17 protein-coding genes are annotated in these 18,011 nt (G+C 55.0%); 6 read left to right on the forward strand and 11 right to left on the reverse strand.

The genetic code is table 11. The features are described from left to right. Window positions 1-57: 57 nt before the first annotated feature. From B051_RS0100940 to B051_RS0100950, 3 genes are all read right to left on the reverse strand, one after another. Window positions 58-642, reverse strand: a complete 585-nt coding sequence (locus tag B051_RS0100940; RefSeq protein WP_245539550.1) for a hypothetical protein — start codon at window positions 640-642, stop codon at window positions 58-60. Between the two features lie 61 nt (window positions 643-703). Then, on the reverse strand, window positions 704-1,561 hold the full coding sequence (nadC, locus tag B051_RS0100945; protein WP_018476294.1) for a carboxylating nicotinate-nucleotide diphosphorylase: 858 nt from the start codon (window positions 1,559-1,561) through the stop codon (window positions 704-706). A 66-nt stretch (window positions 1,562-1,627) separates the two neighbouring features. Then, a complete protein-coding gene (locus B051_RS0100950; RefSeq protein WP_018476295.1) occupies window positions 1,628-2,050 on the reverse strand; it encodes a DUF4783 domain-containing protein in 423 nt (140 codons plus the stop codon). A 303-nt stretch (window positions 2,051-2,353) separates the two neighbouring features. Here B051_RS0100950 and gpmI point away from each other — a divergent pair, with 303 nt between their 5' ends. The 3 genes from gpmI to B051_RS20680 all read left to right on the forward strand — a co-directional run bounded on the left by gpmI (window position 2,354) and on the right by B051_RS20680 (window position 6,086). Then, the gene (gene gpmI, locus B051_RS0100955; RefSeq protein WP_026236110.1) at window positions 2,354-3,895 is read left to right on the forward strand and encodes a 2,3-bisphosphoglycerate-independent phosphoglycerate mutase; all 1,542 of its coding nucleotides are present in this window, start codon (window positions 2,354-2,356) and stop codon (window positions 3,893-3,895) included. Next, window positions 3,888-4,460: a hypothetical protein gene (locus tag B051_RS0100960; RefSeq protein ID WP_157578446.1), complete on the forward strand. Its 573-nt coding sequence runs from the start codon at window positions 3,888-3,890 to the stop codon at window positions 4,458-4,460. Before gpmI ends, B051_RS0100960 begins: the two co-directional genes overlap by 8 nt. Before the next feature lie 126 nt (window positions 4,461-4,586). After that, window positions 4,587-6,086 carry a M43 family zinc metalloprotease gene (locus B051_RS20680; protein ID WP_018476298.1) on the forward strand — a complete coding sequence of 500 codons (1,500 nt, stop codon included), beginning with the start codon at window positions 4,587-4,589 and terminating at the stop codon, window positions 6,084-6,086. A 3-nt stretch (window positions 6,087-6,089) separates the two neighbouring features. On the opposite strand, the gene B051_RS0100970 is transcribed toward B051_RS20680, so the two are convergent. The 3 genes from B051_RS0100970 to prfA all read right to left on the reverse strand — a co-directional run bounded on the left by B051_RS0100970 (window position 6,090) and on the right by prfA (window position 9,630). Next, window positions 6,090-6,515, reverse strand: coding sequence for a secondary thiamine-phosphate synthase enzyme YjbQ (locus B051_RS0100970; RefSeq protein ID WP_018476299.1), 426 nt, complete (start codon window positions 6,513-6,515; stop codon window positions 6,090-6,092). Window positions 6,516-6,526: 11 nt separating this feature from the next. Then, entirely contained in the window at window positions 6,527-7,897 is a 1,371-nt protein-coding gene (locus B051_RS0100975) for a hypothetical protein (protein ID WP_018476300.1), read from the reverse strand. 656 nt (window positions 7,898-8,553) lie between these two features. Beyond that, window positions 8,554-9,630, reverse strand: a complete 1,077-nt coding sequence (gene prfA / locus B051_RS0100980; RefSeq protein ID WP_018476301.1) for a peptide chain release factor 1 — start codon at window positions 9,628-9,630, stop codon at window positions 8,554-8,556. Window positions 9,631-9,862: 232 nt separating this feature from the next. Here prfA and B051_RS0100985 point away from each other — a divergent pair, with 232 nt between their 5' ends. From B051_RS0100985 to B051_RS0100995, 3 genes are all read left to right on the forward strand, one after another. Next, the gene (locus tag B051_RS0100985) at window positions 9,863-10,486 is read left to right on the forward strand and encodes a Tll0287-like domain-containing protein (protein ID WP_018476302.1); all 624 of its coding nucleotides are present in this window, start codon (window positions 9,863-9,865) and stop codon (window positions 10,484-10,486) included. 132 nt (window positions 10,487-10,618) lie between these two features. Further along, window positions 10,619-10,939 (forward strand): thioredoxin family protein, encoded by a 321-nt coding sequence (locus B051_RS0100990; protein ID WP_018476303.1) that lies wholly within the window; start codon window positions 10,619-10,621, stop codon window positions 10,937-10,939. A gap of 2 nt (window positions 10,940-10,941) precedes the next feature. Beyond that, window positions 10,942-11,184 (forward strand): DUF6952 family protein, encoded by a 243-nt coding sequence (locus B051_RS0100995; RefSeq protein ID WP_018476304.1) that lies wholly within the window; start codon window positions 10,942-10,944, stop codon window positions 11,182-11,184. A 78-nt stretch (window positions 11,185-11,262) separates the two neighbouring features. Here B051_RS0100995 and B051_RS0101000 read toward each other — a convergent pair whose 3' ends face one another. The 5 genes from B051_RS0101000 to B051_RS0101020 form a co-directional block, all read right to left on the reverse strand. After that, window positions 11,263-11,871 carry a hypothetical protein gene (locus tag B051_RS0101000; protein ID WP_018476305.1) on the reverse strand — a complete coding sequence of 203 codons (609 nt, stop codon included), beginning with the start codon at window positions 11,869-11,871 and terminating at the stop codon, window positions 11,263-11,265. A gap of 160 nt (window positions 11,872-12,031) precedes the next feature. Beyond that, a complete protein-coding gene (locus B051_RS0101005; RefSeq protein ID WP_018476306.1) occupies window positions 12,032-12,715 on the reverse strand; it encodes a carotenoid biosynthesis protein in 684 nt (227 codons plus the stop codon). Then, window positions 12,708-14,204 carry a 1-hydroxycarotenoid 3,4-desaturase CrtD gene (gene crtD / locus B051_RS0101010; protein WP_018476307.1) on the reverse strand — a complete coding sequence of 499 codons (1,497 nt, stop codon included), beginning with the start codon at window positions 14,202-14,204 and terminating at the stop codon, window positions 12,708-12,710. The genes B051_RS0101005 and crtD overlap by 8 nt, the downstream gene beginning before the upstream one ends. Before the next feature lie 68 nt (window positions 14,205-14,272). Beyond that, a complete protein-coding gene (locus B051_RS0101015) occupies window positions 14,273-14,719 on the reverse strand; it encodes an SRPBCC family protein (RefSeq protein ID WP_018476308.1) in 447 nt (148 codons plus the stop codon). Between the two features lie 152 nt (window positions 14,720-14,871). Beyond that, the gene (locus tag B051_RS0101020; protein WP_018476309.1) at window positions 14,872-17,805 is read right to left on the reverse strand and encodes a DEAD/DEAH box helicase; all 2,934 of its coding nucleotides are present in this window, start codon (window positions 17,803-17,805) and stop codon (window positions 14,872-14,874) included. Window positions 17,806-18,011: the final 206 nt, after the last annotated feature.

Consider the following 18,011-nt stretch of genomic DNA (forward strand, 5'->3'; position numbering starts at 1 on the left):
CAAAGCATTCTTTATTAATTATTTACGACAAGCGTGCTACCAAAGGTTATGGCACTGCTACGCTACCAGGTTCTTGCGGCGCAGCAGCGAGTCCATCATTTTGATGTCATTCGGGCTGTTGAAGATGCGGAAGGGCAGCAGCACGAAGATAGGGGACTGGAACGTTCTGGCTACCCAGCCCTTCCAGCCGCCAGGCAGTTGCTCTGCGGTGGGGGGCTTGAGCCACAGCAGGTAAGAGTCTGCTCTGCGGTCAACTGACTTTATCATGTCCCAGCTCAGGGCCATGCCTTCACGCTCATTACGCTTCATCAGAATCTGGCGCTGGTCAATCTCGTAGCTCAGCTTCTCGAACAGCGGGTTGCCCTGCTCCATCTGCGTCACCCCCATCACCTGGGCTGAGCGGAGCAGCACGAAGATAAGCGTCACCAGCACGGCACCCACAACCCACCACCAGGAAAAGGCGAACACGGCAGGCAGCAGAAACAGCACCAGCGGAATGAGGGCCATCCACCAGTCTTTGCGCCATACCTTGCCCAAGGCTATACCTGTGAACATGTTCTTCTCCAGTTGATACTTCTTGGTACGGATTGCATTTGGGGCAGCGCCCTGCGGCATCCGGTGTCGTTGGTTTGGTTGTTGCATAAACTAATTGAAATCAGATTTTGAATGTCGTTGGCTCATGAGAGCCGGGCAATTTACAAGTTTAGTAAGCCTTCAGGCTAAGGTCCATGCTCTTGATGGAGTGCGTCAGCGCCCCCACCGAGATGAAATCCACCCCGCACTTGGCTACTTCGCCTATCGTGGCCTCGGTTATACCTCCGGAGGCCTCTGTCTCGAAGCGGCCGCCAATGAGTGCCACCGCCTCGCGCATCATCTCCGGCGTCATGTTATCGAGCATAATGCGGTGGATGCCGCCTGTATCGAGCGCCTCTTGCACTTCCTCCAGGCTACGGGTCTCCACCTCAATGCGCAGGTCCTTGCCCTTCTCCTTCAGGTAACGCTGCGTGGCCTCAATCGCCTCACGTATGCCGCCGGCGTAGTCCACGTGGTTGTCCTTCAGGATAATCATATCGAACAGCCCGAATCGATGGTTCACGCCGCCGCCAATCAGCACGGCCCACTTCTCCATGATGCGGAAGTTAGGCGTGGTCTTGCGGGTGTCCAGCAGCTTGGCCTTCGTGCCGGCTATCAGCGTGTTCAGGTAATGGGTATAGGTGGCGATGCCGCTCATACGCTGCATGCAGTTCAGCACCAGTCGCTCGGCCGTCAGGATAGACTGCGCCTTACCTTTCACGGTCAGAGCCACGTCGCCGAACTTCACCTGCGCGCCATCCTGCAGAAGCACCTCCACTTGCAGTTCAGGGTCCACTTGCTTAAAGATATAGCCAGCCAGCTCCACGCCGGCCAGTATGCCTTCTCCCTTTACCAGCAGGCGCGCCTGGTTCTGGGCATCGTTGGGAATGGAAGCCAGTGAAGAGTGGTCTCCGTCGCCTACATCCTCGGTCAGGGCCCTGGATATAAACTCGGTTATGCTTTGTTCGGTCAAGTATGTTGCTTTCACGGTGCAAAAATAAAAAAAGGCCCGGTATATAACCCGGGCCTTGCTAAAAATCTCACTATTATCTTCTTAATCTTTTATAAAGTCGATGGAATGTATCAGGAACTTACCTCCTGCGTCCTTCACCCGAATCAAAACGGTGTAAGAACCGTTGCGGTGCGTGTAAGTGCCAATCACATAGCGCTTGTCTTTCTTCACCGACTCACTGGGGGTAGGGAAGTTGTAAGAGAAGCCGGTAGGAGGGTTCTTGCTGAAAAAGTTCTTCATCACAAACTCCGCCTGCGTCTTGCTGTAATCCGTGGCCTTCTCGTCAGCGAACGACAGGCTCACCTTGCTATCGAAGTGCCGGGCAAGGTCTTTGGCCGCCCCCACGCGAAGCGCCGTCTCCACGCCATCAAACACATCCTTCTGCGCAGCCGCCTGTCCGCTTGTGATGAAAACAGCCGACAAAGCCAGGAAAAGTACTACAGCAATGTTTTTAAAGTTTTTCATAAATCTCGTTTGTAACCTCGCCATGGTAGTAGCTAAAACTATGCCAACAAAAATCCACTCTTGGCCTTAAAAGTAAGGATATATTATCAATTTGTAAATAGGTAACACCAGCGCCGCAACAACGTTCCCTGGCCTCAGGTGAACTTGTGTATACCTGCGCCCTGGCACAGGCAGCTGCCCTGTGATGCCCACGGCACTTGGCCGATGATTTAAAGCATCAAGACCTCAAACCGCTGTCTCGCGCCAACACATAATTAGCTTCCTTGGCTGGTCGGCCCTCGTAGATTATATTATATTTGCAGTATGGATAAGAAGGTAATGCTAATGATTCTGGATGGCTGGGGTATCGCCACCAACCCAGAGGTTTCAGCCATTCACAAGGCACACACGCCTTTTGTTGACGCCATCATGGCCCAGTACCCCTGCACCACCCTGCAGGCTTCCGGCGAGGCGGTGGGCCTGCCAGAGGGGCAGATGGGCAACTCGGAAGTGGGCCACATGAACCTGGGAGCCGGCCGGGTGGTATACCAGGACCTGGTGCGCATCAACAAAACCATAGCTGAACACAAGCTGGCGGCTATACCTGCCCTCGCGGGCGCCTACTCCTTCGCCAGAGAAAACAAGAAAGACGTGCACCTCATTGGCCTGCTGTCTGATGGGGGCGTGCACTCCCACATAGAACACCTCAAGGCACTCTGCTCCGTCGCAGCCGACTATGGCCTGCAGCACGTGTACATCCACGCCTTCATGGATGGCCGCGACACAGACCCGAAGGGCGGCGTAAAGTATATCAACGAACTGGAGCAGCACCTGGAGAACACCCGTGGCACCATCGCCTCTGTGATAGGCCGCTACTACGCCATGGACCGCGACAACCGCTGGGAGCGCGTGAAGCTGGCCTATGACCTGCTGGTGCACGGCAAAGGCACCCCTTCCCAGAACCTGATTAAATCCGTGCTGGATTCCTACAACGCCGGCGTGACCGATGAATTCATACAGCCCCTTGTGAAGGTGAACCACGAGCATCAACCTGTCGCTACCATTAAGGAGGGTGATGTGGTCATCTGCTTCAACTTCCGCACCGACCGTGGCCGCGAAATCACACAGGCGCTCACGCAGCAGGACTTCCCGGAGCAGAACATGCGCAAGCTCAACCTGCACTACGTCACCATGACCAACTACGACGACACCTTCGTGGGAGTGGATTCCATCTTTGACAAGGACAACCTGAACAACACACTAGGGGAGGTAATCGCCAAGGCAGGTCAAAGGCAGATACGCATTGCCGAGACTGAGAAATACCCGCACGTGACCTTCTTCTTCTCCGGCGGAAGAGAGGTGCCTTTTGAGGGAGAGAAGCGCCTGCTCTGCCCGTCGCCCAAAGTGGCCACCTACGACCTGCAACCCGAAATGAGCGCCTATGACATCCGCGATGCCATTGTGCCGGAGCTGCAAAACAAGACTGCCGACTTCATCTGCCTCAACTTCGCCAATCCCGACATGGTGGGCCATACCGGTGTGTTTGAGGCTGCCGTGAAGGCCTGCGAGGCCGTGGACCGCTGCGCGGAAGCCGTCATCACCACAGCCTTGCAGAACGGCTATGACACCATTGTGATAGCCGACCACGGCAACGCGGACTTCATGATAAACCCAGACGGCACGCCCAACACCGCCCATACCACCAACCTGGTGCCTTGCGTGCTGGTGAGCAGCGACTACGCCGGTACGCTTGTGCCCGGCAAACTGGGAGACATCGCTCCGACTATCCTGGATTTGATGGGTATACAGAAGCCCATCGAAATGTCAGGGGCATCACTTCTTCAGAGAGAGGCAAACATTGGCTAGGTATAACGTCATATTATTACTGGCCCTGCTTTGGGCCGCGGCAGCCTGTGAGCAGCCCGTACCGCCTGTTTCTGACAGGGCGGCCACGTATAACCTGACGGCTTACCTTCAGCAGCAAATCACTCGTCTAGAGCAGGAAAAGCCTATGGTGCTGAAGTCGGTCACTACACAAGGCAAACCCACTGAGACCATCGAGACGGCAGAGGTGGACTGGGAGAAGGAGCTTTCCATTTTCCAGGAGGTGGACCTGAGCCGCCCGGCTTTGCGCGACTTCTACCGGGAAGAGGAGCAGACGCTTCCGGATGGCAGCACCCTCACCGTCTTCACCAAGTCAGAGGAGGCGGCTGCCCCTGTGCAGCGGCTCCAACTCATCGTTTCCCCTGAACAGAAGCTGGAACAGCTAAAAGCGACGGTGCTGGAAGAGAACATCCTCTTCTATTCCGAACGGGAAATCACATTGACCGCAGAGCCAGGAACGGGCAACATCGGCAGTTACCGTGTGGAGGGAGTGCAGAAGCTCATGCTGGGCGATTCACTCCGTTACCGCATCGACGCCAACCTATAATCTGTATGCTGGCTTAATATGCCCTCGCGCAGGCACCTTTTCAAAGCATAAATCAGTATATTGCTACACTAAGCCGCTCATGACTTGCGAGTTAGGGTATAGCGGTTTCCCTTGGTTATGTGATTTATGCGTACTCGTGTCTTTTCCCTGCTTCTGCTCCTGCTGACGGCGGCCCAGGCTCTTGCCCAGGACCTAGCCCCCGTGCGGGGCCGCGGCTGCGCCACGGACAGTTACCAGGAGGTGATGCAGCAACGTGACCCGGGCTTTGAGCAGCGCAGGCAGCAGGCTCTAGAGGCGGTACAACAGGCGCTGCAGCAGCAGCCCGAGGGGCAGCACCTACGGCAAGTCACCATCAGCATACCAGTGGTGTTCCATGTGGTGTACAGCAAAGAGAGCGAGAACATACCCGATGCACAGGTACTCTCGCAACTGGCCGTCCTGAATGAGGATTTCCGCCGGTTGAACGCCGACACCACCAACACGCCTGCTCCCTTCCGTGCCTTTGCCGCCGACACCGAGATTGAGTTCTGCCTGGCCATCGTGGACCCGCAGGGGAATCCAACCTCCGGCATCAACCGCACCCAGACCACCAAAACCTCCTTCAGCTACATCTCCGACCAGGTGAAGGCCAGCGCTAGCGGCGGCGCGGATGCCTGGGACCCTACCCAGTACCTCAATATCTGGATTTGCAACTTGGCCAACGATGAACTGGGTTACTCGTCTTCACCTGGGGCCCTGCCCGAGCGTGATGGTGTGGTGCTACACTACCGCTCTGTGGGAACGGCTCCGTTCAATAAAAGCGCCTGGTCTTACAACCTCGGTCGCACTGCCACGCATGAGGTGGGGCATTGGCTCGGCCTGAAGCACATCTGGGGGCTGGGCATGACCTGCAACGACTCCGACGACATTGACGATACCCCGAACCAGTTGAATGAGACGGTAGGCTGCCCGGAAGGGGCCGTGACCTCGTGCCGGAATGGCCCGAACGGCAACATGTGGCAGAACTACATGGATTATACCAACGACGCCTGCATGAACCTCTTCACCAGGGGCCAGGCCATCTATATGCAAAGCGTACTCCGTTCAGCACGCGGCTCTATCTTCAACTCCGTGGCTTGCACAGGCGAGTTGCGTTCCCGCTTCGAGACCGCTCAACCACAGGACACGCTGGTAGCAGCCGGGGACCAGGTGCAGTTTGCAGGTTCATCTGCGGGCTTCAAGCCGACCTCCTGGCTATGGCACTTTGAGGGCGGCACACCCGCCACCTCCACCGAGCAGAACCCGACTATACGCTATACCCGCCCTGGGAAATACCGCGTCACCCTCACCACCTCCAACGGGAACATGAGCCATACCTTAGAGAAGGAGGAGTATATTTATGTGACAGCCGAGGACCTGCTGGTTTACCCAAATCCGGCTACTGGATTCATCACACTGGAGCAAAGCGCGCGCGAGCAGGTACAGCAGGTGGAACTGGTCAACCGCTATGGGCAAATCGTGCTGCGCCAGCAGGTACAAGACAGGGTAGTGCGGATGGATGTGCGGGAACTGCCAGCCGGCATGTATGTGCTTCGCATCAGCAGCACCGATGGCCTGAGCGTGAAAAAGGTGAGTATCGTGAAGTAAAATCTAGAATTTTTCGCCCTGCAGCGTGACCACCACCGTTCTCTTGGAGGCTTGGTTGCGGTGTTCGCACAGGTATACCCCTTGCCAAGTACCCAAGTTGAAGCCACCATTGGAGATAGGTACCGTGACGGAACTGCCCAGAAGGGCCGCTTTCAAGTGAGCGGGCATGTCATCCGGACCTTCCGAGGTATGGCGGTAGTAAGGGGCGTTCTCGGGCACCATCTGGTTGAAGTGGCTTTCAAAATCCTGCCGCACGGTGGGGTCCGCATCCTCGTTTACGGAAAGGCTGGCGGAGGTATGCTTGATGAAGATGTGCGCCAAGCCGACTTTATACGTCTCCAGCTCCGGCAGCTGCGCCGTCAGCAGGTCCGTAATCAGGTGAAAGCCGCGTTTCACGGCGGGCAGCCGTATCTCTTTCTGAAACCACATGCGGTAAGTCTTTAATCTATTGTCCGTTCAAAAGCGCCTATGTCGGGCTTTGTTGCATTCCTTTTGTCGCCTTTGATGTCGTTGGCTATACCTGGCAGTGCCTTCGCCGCGCCGCTGGCGGGGGAGAGCGTGTCCAGGCTGAAGTTCTGCTTACGCACCTCCTTGAACTTTGGGTCGATGTCCAGCTGATTGCCGTTCACGTTCAGCGTTTCCTTATACTTATCTGTGCGTAGTATGTTGTGGGCAATGTCTGCTGTCATGTTCCCCTCCAGCAGGACCTCATTGCCATAGCTGGAGCCTTCGCTGTACACGATGGAGTTGACCAGTCGCAACGTCGTAGGCTGGTCCTTGATGTCGGTGCCCGGAATAAAATCGACTACCACAAAGGCGGGCGTTTCGCGTTGCATCTGGCTGTTATAGTTGACGACGGTAGAGTAGAGCACCTCATAGTTCCCGCCTCCCAGCCCTCCGAAACTGTACTGTCCGCAATTCTGAATCAGTGTATTCACCACCTTCACATCCGATGTAAAGGCAATAATTCCATCCAGAAAAGCATATTGAATGGCGCAACCCTCTACCAGTGTACCCGCCTTGCCAGGATTTCCGATTTGCAGCCCCCTCATGGTATTCCTGATGTCTGCGTAGCGGATGCGGTTGTTCGCGCTGGCAGCGAGTATGCGTATGCCTTCCCATTGGCCCGGTGCCGTGGCATACTGCTCCTCCCGTCTCAGCCCCGCAAAACGCACACGCTCTCCCGGTGTGCCTTCTACTCGCAAGGTACCGTTTACCAGCAGCACCGCCTTGTTGCCGGCATATACCTGGGCGCCTTTCTCAATGGTAAGGGTAGTCCCCTCGCGCACTAGCACTGTGTCTAGCAGCACATGTGGCTTCCCGGCAGACCAGGTGGAGTTACCTATCGCACCTTTCCTATGGAAGACGGCATCCTGCCCATAGGCTACCAGCTTCACGTTCTGGCGCTTGCCGTTCGTTTCAAACAAAATGGAGTCAGCCACCAGGAAAGGCAGGTTTTGGTCCATGGGGTTCACATGGACCTGCACTAGGATATAAAGGCTATCCTTGCCGCGCAGTTCGAGGTTGTTCGCTACCGGGGTTTCCAGGCCGTTGATGATGAGCTTGTAGGGAGAAGAGGCGGCGCCTGCCAGGTTGATGCTGCTGATGCGCACCGCGTTCTTGTTGGGATTGTATACCTTGAGCCGCCTGGTGACGCTGCCCTGGGTTACGAAAACGGTATCGAACAGCACTGTGTCGCCGGAGAAGCGCAACTCCGCCTTTGGGTCAGAGGTAATCACCTCGTCCTTCGGTTCGCAGCCTATGACCGACAACAACAGGAGCAGGGGCAGTATAGCGAGGAGGTATTTCAAGTAGTAGTGTTTTTTCGAGTCAGGTGAATGCCCTTACAATTTAGCAATAAAACAGGAATTCGGTACGCAATGTTGTTAGGAAGCGGTTTTAATCAGGTGTAGCTGCTATACCTGGTTCTCCTCGTGGTGAGTGAATTCCCGCAGCCATGAACATTCTCCTGCCCCCTTCAAAGGGGGAATCACTTGTACAAATCCCATTAAGCATTATTATCATTCCGACGAAAGAAGGAATCTCATACCATACCTGCCGCACATCCAGCGCCAGCGCAGATGCGGCTTTTCTGAGGACGGTAGGGAAGGGGAAAACGTCAGGTGCAGACTGGCTCGCAGTTTTCACCGCCTGTTCCCGCTGCGCTCGTACCGGCGGTGGCTATGGTAACAGATTCCTCCTTTCGTCGGAATGACAATATCGGTATAGGTATAAACTGGCAGGTATAGCAAGACATACTTACAACGGATGCTACGGAGCAGTGGTCTAAACCAGGTGCACCAACTGGCCCTCCACTGTTCGAGCGGTCAGCGAGTTTGTAGCTTCGCCTGTGCAGCGGGCAAACAGCAAAGCCGCCGCTACTTCAGCTAATAAAAAAAAGGAATGCAGCGCAGCTACTCATGCTGCACCACATTCCTAAATATATCTTCAGCTTAAAAAAAGCAGCTTATTGCGCTGCGGCACCTTCTTTCAGGCGCTCCGCGTTCTCAGCTATGCGCAGCTCCTCCACAAAGTCCTCAATGCCGCCATCCATCACGGCTGGCAGGTTATACACGGTGTAGCCAATACGGTGGTCCGTCACGCGGCCCTGTGGGTAATTGTACGTGCGGATTTTGTCGGAACGGTCGCCGCCGCCCACCATGCTCTTACGCTGGGCGCCTTCGGCCTCCAGCTTCTTAGCCAGTTCCTGCTCGTAGATACGGGAGCGAAGCACTGCTAGCGCCTTGTCAAAGTTCTTCAGCTGTGACTTCTGGTCCTGGCACTGCGCCACCAACCCGGTAGGGATGTGCGTCAGGCGCACGGCCGAGTAGGTCGTGTTCACTGACTGACCGCCCGGTCCGGAAGAACAGAAGAGGTCCTTGCGGATGTCGTTCATGTCAAGCTCAATGTCAAACTCCTCCACCTCAGGCAGCACCACCACGGAGGCAACCGAGGTATGGATGCGGCCCTGCGTCTCAGTGGCAGGAACGCGCTGCACGCGGTGTACGCCTGACTCAAACTTCAGCTTGCCATACACGTCCTCTCCCGACATGCCTACGATGATTTCTTTATAACCGCCCGATGTGCCTTCCGTTGCATCAATCAGTTCCGTGCGCCAACCCATTTTTTCAGCGAAACGGATGTACATGCGGTATAGGTCGCCGGCGAAGATAGAAGCCTCATCGCCACCTGCACCCGCACGGATTTCCATGATGATGTCTTTGCTGTCGTTGGGGTCTTTCGGTATGAGCAGCTCTTTCAGGGCATCCTCCATGGCGTCGCGCTGCGGAAGCAACTCATCCAGTTCTTCCTTGGCCATCTCACGGAACTCCTCGTCCTTCTCGGTGGCAATCACCTGCTTGGCGCTGTCGATGTTGCTCAGGATGTTGAGGTACTTCTTATATTCTACTACTATCTTGTCGAGGTCTTTGTACTCTTTATTCAGCGCCTTGAATTTCTTCATGTCGCTGGCCACATCAGGCTGGATAAGCAGCTGGCTTACTTCCTCAAATCGCTGATTAATGGCTTCTAATTTATCTAACATCGTTCTGTTATGGTTTTAAGCTGCAAAGATACTAAATTGGCGTTGAAGTAGTAAAACTTAAGTGGCAAGAGGAAAGACGGTATATCAAAAAAACCACCTCTTATTCCCCGCTGCCCGTGCAGCCCTACTACTGATTTACCCTACTACAAATTTGCCCGGAAAGATGTTCAACGCCCGTTCTTTGTCCGCTACTATAACCTTTTGCATAGCATGTATAGTTTCAGGCTGCGATGTGAAAATAAAACCGATTGAAGGCGGGAAGGAAATCGCCCAGGAGGCGGAGCGCCACAAGGTGAAGCGGCTCACGCAGCAGGACATTCTGAATGCCGCCCGCAAGGCCGGTGACTCGGTGGTGGCGCTGGCGACGCAGCAATGGGACGCACGCCTGATAGAGCAGCTGACACAGGGCGGTGTAGCCGCCGCCATGCCCCACTGCCAACCCGAGAACTACGAGGAGGTGGAGGCGCTGCAGCATAAATACGGGGCTATTTCCCGGCGTGTCAGCGGCCGTCCCCGCAACCCGCAAAACCAGCTCGACGCGCAGGTGACCACAACCCTACAAAGGTATACACAAAGCCAAAGCGACTCGGCTGAGGTAGTGGCCTTGAACCAGGAGGAGCTGCTGTATACCGCCCCCATCTATGTGCGGCAGGAGAACTGCCTGAACTGCCATGGCACCCCGGGCAAGGAGCTGGCACCAGCCGACTATACCCTGATTCAGGAGAAGTACCCCAAGGACCAGGCCATCAACTACAAAAAGGGCGACCTGATAGGCATGTGGCACATCACCTTCGATAAAGCTGATTTTGTGGCCTTCCTCAACGACCAGCCCAAGAAAAGCAGAAGAAGACGCTAAACAATTGGACGCTACGACGGTATAAATCACTATTAAGACTTTCGGCCTGCTTTTTAAGGTTGAAACAGTTAAATTTGTACCCAGTATGATTAGGCATACCTAATCTGATGTTCAATTTCTAAATATAGAGATATGGCTGTAATCGTAGCAACCGATAGTGATTTTGATAACGTGCTCAACTCCAACCAGAACGTGGTGGTGAAATACTACGCCGACTGGTGTGGCAGCTGCCGCCTGTTTTCCCCCAAGTTCAAGCGCATGTCAGATGATGAGGCCTTCGCCAACATCGCCTTCGTGGACGTGAACGCTGAGACAAGCCCGGAAGCCCGCAAAGTGGCCGGCGTGACCAACCTTCCTTTCTTCGCCATTTTCAAAGGCGGCAAGCTGGTGGACACCGTGGCAGCCAGCAAAGAGGAAGCCGTACGTGATTTGATTACCAAACTGACCGTATAGACATGAAGATACCCGCAATCAAGAAACTAGTGGAGAACCAGTCGCTGGACGAGTTGATGGCCGCAGAGGCTGCCATCGTAGACGAGCAACCGCTTACCATCGAGGTGGAGGGTGACGACGAAGGCGAACAGCTGACGCACGTGCTGGCGGCTGTCTGGATTCTGAACCACATGCAGGACACCGGTGCTGACTTCAAAACGGCACTCCGTGAGTACACCAAAAAGGTGCGCGTGTCCATCAGCTAAGGCTGAGCAGAGCCCCAACAGAAAAGCGGCCTGCAGGTATACCTGCAGGCCGCTTTTCTGTTGGGGCTGTAGCAAGGGCTACAATATATTTCTGGAGAAATACGCCTCTGCCAGTTTGCCGCCTGTCTCGGTACAGATGCCCCGCACATAGTACAAGTATATGCTCCGGAACACCTCTGAGAGGTCGTACTTTTCTGGTGGGAATATTCTGGGGTTAATCATCATGAAGAACTGCTCCAGGATAATCTTAGTGACCAGCTGCAGGTTGATGTCCTTCCGGAAGTAGCCCTGCAGGATGCCCCTGTTCAGGATGTCGGCATTCACATACTGGTTGTTGCTGCTCACATGCTCCATGCTCAGCTGCCAGGCCTGCGGGTACTGCTGCATGTCTGTAATGAAAACCGGGTCTATCTCCCTTATCTTCTTGATACCGTCTTGCAGCAGCATCATGATTTCTTCCACCGGGTTGGAGGCCTTCGCCAGCAGCTGCTCCTGCTCACGCTTTTGCTGCTCGATATCGAACAGAATAACCTGCCGTACCATGTCAGCCCTACTGGAGAAAAGCTCCTTGAACGATGACTGCCGGATGTCGAGTTTTCGGATAAGGTCCTCATCGGAATGCGCCTCTATACCTTCCCGCCTGAAAATCTGCAGGAGTTCCCCCAATATCGTGTCCAAAAAGGTCATATGTATCTTGCTTGTAAGTAAAGCCAATCCGCAGGAAGAATTGATTACGTGTCACAATTCACTTAGCTGAAAAGCTACAGCGGTTTTTCTATCCACAACTTGCAAAGGTATGGCAAATCGGAGCAAAGTACAACACCCTGAGCGTATTAAGCTACCCGCTTTATAGAAACAGGTATAGGGCGATGAAAAAAACCAATTGCACCAGGAACACAAAAGGCGCGAGCCGGTTGCGCTTGTAAATATCCACTTTTTGGAAGTACACCTGCAGCAGAAACGACAGTCCCAGCCAACCCAGGTAGTTTGACAATGGGATGTGGCTGCCGCTCCAGTCCCAGAAGTCGAATCGCATGGCCACCGGCTCAATAAAGAAGTCAAGCCCCACCATCAGCAGCGCGGCCAGAAACGCTTTCGGCAGCCAGTGCAGGGAAGTGAAGTTGGCGATATGACCTGTGGTGTAGACCAGCATCAGCCAGTTGAGCCCAATGAGTAGCGGCACATCCCAGAGTTTGGCGCCCAAGGCCTCGCCGTAGACATAGTCACCGAAGAGCAGGCCGGTATGGATGCCCACCACCTCCGCCATGAAACCAGCCGCCGCTACCACTAGGGCAAACAGCACAAACGTGCCATCCCAACGCTTGTGGAAACTGAACAGCAGCGCATAGGTCAGCAGCAGGTTGAGCGGCGTGAGCGATTGGAAGTACTCCGATTCACCGCTGAACAGGAGCCCCCAGAAGCCCACCGCATGGAAAATGACCAATACGGCCAACGCCACCGGGAAGGCATAAGGGCGTAGTTTGTGTAGGGCAGGTATAGCTGTATGTTGCGTCTCGATGGTATCAGGCATGGAACTGTTGCTTTTTGACAGGGGCTACCGTGGGCGCAAGCTGCCCCACAATGCGGGCCGACAGCAGGCAGAGCGGAATACCACCACCCGGATGCACGCTGCCGCCACAGAAGTACAAGCCCTTGAGTTTAGAACTGAAGTTCGGGTGCCGCAGAAAGGCAGCCATCCGGTTATTGGAGCTGCTCCCGTACAAGGCCCCGGCATAAGAGGAGGTTTGTCGCTCAATCAGCAGCGGGTCCAGCACCTGCTCACACTGTATCAGCGGTTTTAAGTCTATACCCAGCATGCGGCTCAGTTTCCCTACCACAGCCTCCCGCGTCAATTGGATGAGCGCCTCCCAGTCCTGCCCCTGATGGTGTGGCACGTTCACCATCACAAACCAGTTCTCACAACCCGGCGGCGCATCGGCTGGCTCCAGCTTGGAGGTGATGTTGACGTACACCGTCGGGTCGGGACTAATCGTTTTGTGCCGGAAGATATGCTCAAACTCGGTTTTGTAATCCTGGCTGAAGAAGATGTTGTGCAGGTGCAGCTCTGGGAACTCATGCGCTATACCCCAGTAATAGATGAGGGCGGAGCTGGAACGCGGCTGCTGCAGCGTGTGTTCCGGCGCCGGCTGGTCGGGGAGCAAGCGGCGGTAGGTTGGCACAATGTCCATGTTGCTGACCACCACTTCTGCGCTATACCTGCCCTTCGGTGTCTCTATACCTGTCGCTCTGCTTCCTGTTATTAGAATGCGCTCTACTGGCTCGCTATACCTGAACTCCACGCCCAGTTCCTCTGCCAGCCTCACTAGGCTGCTGGCAATGGAATAAATGCCGCCCTTCGGATAGAATGCGCCGATGTTGTGCTCCAGGTGCGGTATCAGGTTGAGGGTTCCGGGGGCTTGGTAAGGGTCAGAGCCGTTGTAGGTGGCAAAGCGGTCCAGCAACTGCACGAAGCGCGGGTCCTTGAACTGCTGCGCGTTGGCGCTGTGCATGGTTGTCGTCAAGCCCAAATCAGAGAGGCAGCCCAACGCCTTGAGCACATCCGCGCTCAGGTAGGTATCCAGCCGGTGCAGCGACTTGTGCAGAAACGTATCGGCGGTGCCGTTGTAGAGCCTGGCGCTCTTGGCTAGCACTTCCCGCACTGCCTCCTTTGGCACCCCCAACTGCTGCTCCACCTCTTCGGCGAACGCCTCCGGGTCGGCATGGGCTTTTAACCGGCTGCCATCGGGCCAGAAGTAGTGGGTGATGGGGTCGAGGCGGGTATAGGTGAAGTAGTCGGAGGGGGTGCGGCCCGCCAGTGTGAATAGCTCATCCACCAAGTGCGGCAGCGTGAACAGCGAAGGCCCGGCATCGAAGCGGTAGCCTTCCAGGTCGAACTGGTGCATTTTGCCGCCAAACGAAGCATTGGCCTCAAACACGGTCACGGCATACCCTTTCACCGCCAGCCGGATGGCCGTGGCGATGCCGCCTATACCTGACCCAATGATGACTGCTTTCGTCATACCCTAAGATACACTTTATTTTCTTCTGCACTTAACTGACAGGGTATAGGAAAGGTTTTGAAAACCCGCTATACCTTACCTGTCCCGAAAATCTTCCTGTACACCGGCTTCCGCATGCCAAAGCCAGCCAGCATGAGCGGGTAGAGCAGGGCGTCCAATACTTTGCTGCCGGTACTGTAGTCGATGATGTCGTGGATGGTGGCGCCCGTGTCCTGCCTGCTGACCAGGTGCTTGTGCCGCCAGTGCCGCAGCGGAGGCGGCAGTTCCTGCCCTTCGTCCACGAACCAGGCCGCTGTATCGGTTATCTGACGCTCCGTAATCAGGCTCGTCCAGCGGAAGGATTTGACACCTGTCTGCAGCTCCACTTCCACCACGTTGCCCGGCTCGCTGCCATCGAAGCGCAACAGCTTCAGGCGCGGGTAGGGCGGTGCCAGCCTCCTGAACAGCCGTTCATCAAAGGCCTGAAAAACGCTGAGGTAATCCTGCTGCACAGTGGTTTTGAGGTGAAGCCGCATTTGGTCGTGTCTTGTCCTTCTTTAACCTCTTCGCTTGGCCAAGGTTATACCTGCCGCAAAAGAAAAAGCCGCAGCACACTGATGCGCTACGGCTCCGTTACACTTTCAAGCAATCAACATCCTAAGGTATAGATTGTTTTCACTGGCCGCCTTTAACTCAGCAGATTGTCTATATCGTCCTTCGTCAGGCTCTTGATGATGGTTTCGTCGGTGCTGATGAGGTCGGTGACGAGTTGTATCTTACGACTCTGCAGCGCCAGTATCTTCTCCTCTACCGTGTCTTTTGTGATGAACTTGTAGGTGAACACTGTGTTCTGCTGCCCGATGCGGTGTGCCCGGTCCACGGCCTGCGCCTCAACGGCTGGGTTCCACCACGGGTCCAGGATGAACACATAGTCGGCGGCTGTCAGGTTGAGGCCCACGCCACCTGCTTTCAGCGATATCAGGAAAGTCTGTATGCTTTCATTGTTCTGGAAAAGCTCCACCTGCTGCTGCCGGTTCTTGGTATTACCATCCAGGTAGGCATAGGTGATACCTTTGTCGTCCAGCGCCTGCCGAATGATTTCCAAGTGCTTCACGAACTGACTGAAGATAAGGACTTTATGTCCTTTCGCGACCACGTTCCTCGTCATCCGCAGCACCTCCTTCAGCTTGCCCGACTCTCCTTCGTAGCCTGGGTCTGTCATAAACGGGTGGTTGGCGATTTGCCGTAGTTTCATGAGGCCCTGCAAGAGCATGAACTGCGTGTTGTTCGCCCCGTTCTCCTCCAGGCTCGTCAGGATTTTGTTACGGTAATAGGATTTGGTTTCCTCGTAGGCGTGCTCCTGCTCCTCCGTCATCCTGCAGAAAGTGGTATGCTCCACCTTGGCCGGGAGTTCCTTGGCCACCTGCGACTTGTGCCTGCGCAAAATGAAAGGCTTGATAAGCGCATGCAGCCGGCGGGTCTTCTGCTCGTCCTTCTGCTTCTCAATGGGCTTGAGGAACTCATTGCGGAAGAAATGCTTGGTTCCCAGCAATCCTGGGTTGATGAATGACATCTGCGACCACAGGTCCATGGTGCTGTTCTCCACCGGAGTACCCGTCAGTATGAGGCGGTGCCGCGACTTGAGCGACCTCACCGAGCGGGAGGTGTTGGAATCCGGGTTTTTGATGGCCTGCGACTCGTCCAGTATAATGTAATCAAAGAAATAGGATTGGAGCAGCTCGGAGTCCAGACGCACTATGCCGTAGGAGGTCAGCACCAAATCGTAGTCGTTGAACAACTCCACGTTCTTGTCGCGGTAGGTACCGGTATAAGTCAGGATGCGCAGCTGTGGCGTAAACTTCTGCGCCTCGTTGAGCCAGTTATATATCAGCGAGGTGGGCATCACCAGAAGCGATGCCGCCTCGGCGCCACTCTCCTTGCGGTGCTGCAGCATGGCCAGCGTCTGCACCGTTTTGCCCAGCCCCATGTCGTCGGCCAGGCAGCCGCCAAACTTGTAGTCTTTCACAAAGTGCAGCCAGTTGTAGCCCGCCTTCTGGTAGGGGCGCAGTTCCCCTTGGAAGCCCACCGGCATCGGCTTGTCTTCTATAGCGTCGAACTCGCGCAGCCTCTCCAGCTTGCGCGTCATGGTCACTTGGGCCAAGTTGCCGTTCTGCAGGTCGTTCACCAGCGCCATGTGGTGCTTGCGCAGCGTCAGCTGTTGCTCCCCCTCCGAAAATGCAAACAGTTCGATGTACTGGGTGAACCACTCCTCCGGAATGATGGCTATCTGCCCGTTCGGAAGCGTGAACTCATTGTTGCGGGTCAGGATGTGGTTTTTGAGGCGGATGAAAGGCACTTCGAACTCGCCGAAGCGCACAGTACCGTAAATATCGAACCAGTCGTTGTTCTCGGCTATACCTACCTGCACCGATACCTCGCCAATAAAGTAGTCCTTGCCGTTCTTCTCGGCCTGGGCCACCGTAAAGCCCAGGTTCTCCAGTTCGTTCAAGTTGCTGTTGAGCCAGGAGAAAGCCGCGCCTTTTTCCAGCACCGCCTGCCCGTTCTTCACCTTCAGCTCCCGCTTGGCCAGTTCCTTCACATACTCTTTCTCGTGCACGGCATCGCGTATGAGCCGGTGAAAGATGTAGGAGTCGGTGGTCTTTTCCATGCTCACGCTCACCCGCTTGGCCTCCTGCGTCTGCACCACATGGTCTCCGTAACGGAACGATAGGTTAAAAAGGATTTTATCGGCTGCTGCGACACGCGCTGCCTTGGCCGCTTCGGCCATTTTGCCGCCTGCCATAACCGGCGCATCAGCGTCCTTTATCTCTGAGAAGGTCAGGTAAGGGCTCGGCGTATATTTCTCAGATTTGATGTTGAACCCCTCCGCGTACACATCGAACGACTCGACGAGCGGCGTGATGAACTTGCGGTAATAGTTCTCTTCCACGGTGCGCGGAATCACAATAAACTTCTTGTTGAGGAAAGGCTGCAGCTTCTTGCCGTCTATACCTTTCTCGAAGCTGTAAATCACGCCATCCAGCAGCAGCCAGGCGGGTTCGTTACATACCAGTACGGCATCCCGGTACTGGAAATGAAGCTTCTCACCCTGGTACTTGATGGTAGGGAAGTAGTGCGTGTTGGTCTCGTTGCGCCTGAAGTGGAACAGCACTGTCGCCTTTTGTGGGGCCACGGTAATTTCTTTCCAGGTAGGGTCGCCGTCCTTGCCCATGATGAAGGTCCTCTTGTTGGCCAGCAAGTCGAGAATCTTGCCCATGCGCACCTGTATGTACTGGCTTATTTTCTCCTGCAGAACCTTGTCACCTTTTTCCGGGTCATATACCTTCAGGAAGAAATCGGCGGCGGAAACCTTCTTCGCGGAGAACTTCTTTATTACTACATCCTGCTGGATTTGGTCAATCAGGGGAATCAGCTCGAAGTCGCGGGCGTCCAGGCGAGAGGCGAATTCATCGGCGTTTTTGGCAGAAATATTCTGGTGCTGCAAAGTCAGCTGGCCCTTGGTATTAATCTGCACCACAAAAGACTCAAACTGGTATCCCAGGTACTCGTGCTCGAACAACGAATAGATGGCCTGGAAAGGTTGCGTGGTGTATACTTCCATACAGGTACAATATTAGGACCCCTAATTTACCCTTTAAACTCCAAATATCCTACCTGCAACTGGTTTAAATAGCCTAACAATCAAAAAATTATCATATTTCTAGTGGTTCCTTTCGAAGTGCGTGAATCATTGCTCATAAAGGCCTACAATGCCATACAGGTGCGCCTTTGCCAACCCATGCTGCTGCGAGGAGAAAGAGGCGTCTC

The organism is Pontibacter roseus DSM 17521 (genome assembly GCF_000373265.1).
Taxonomy (GTDB): Bacteria; Bacteroidota; Bacteroidia; order Cytophagales; family Hymenobacteraceae; genus Pontibacter; species Pontibacter roseus.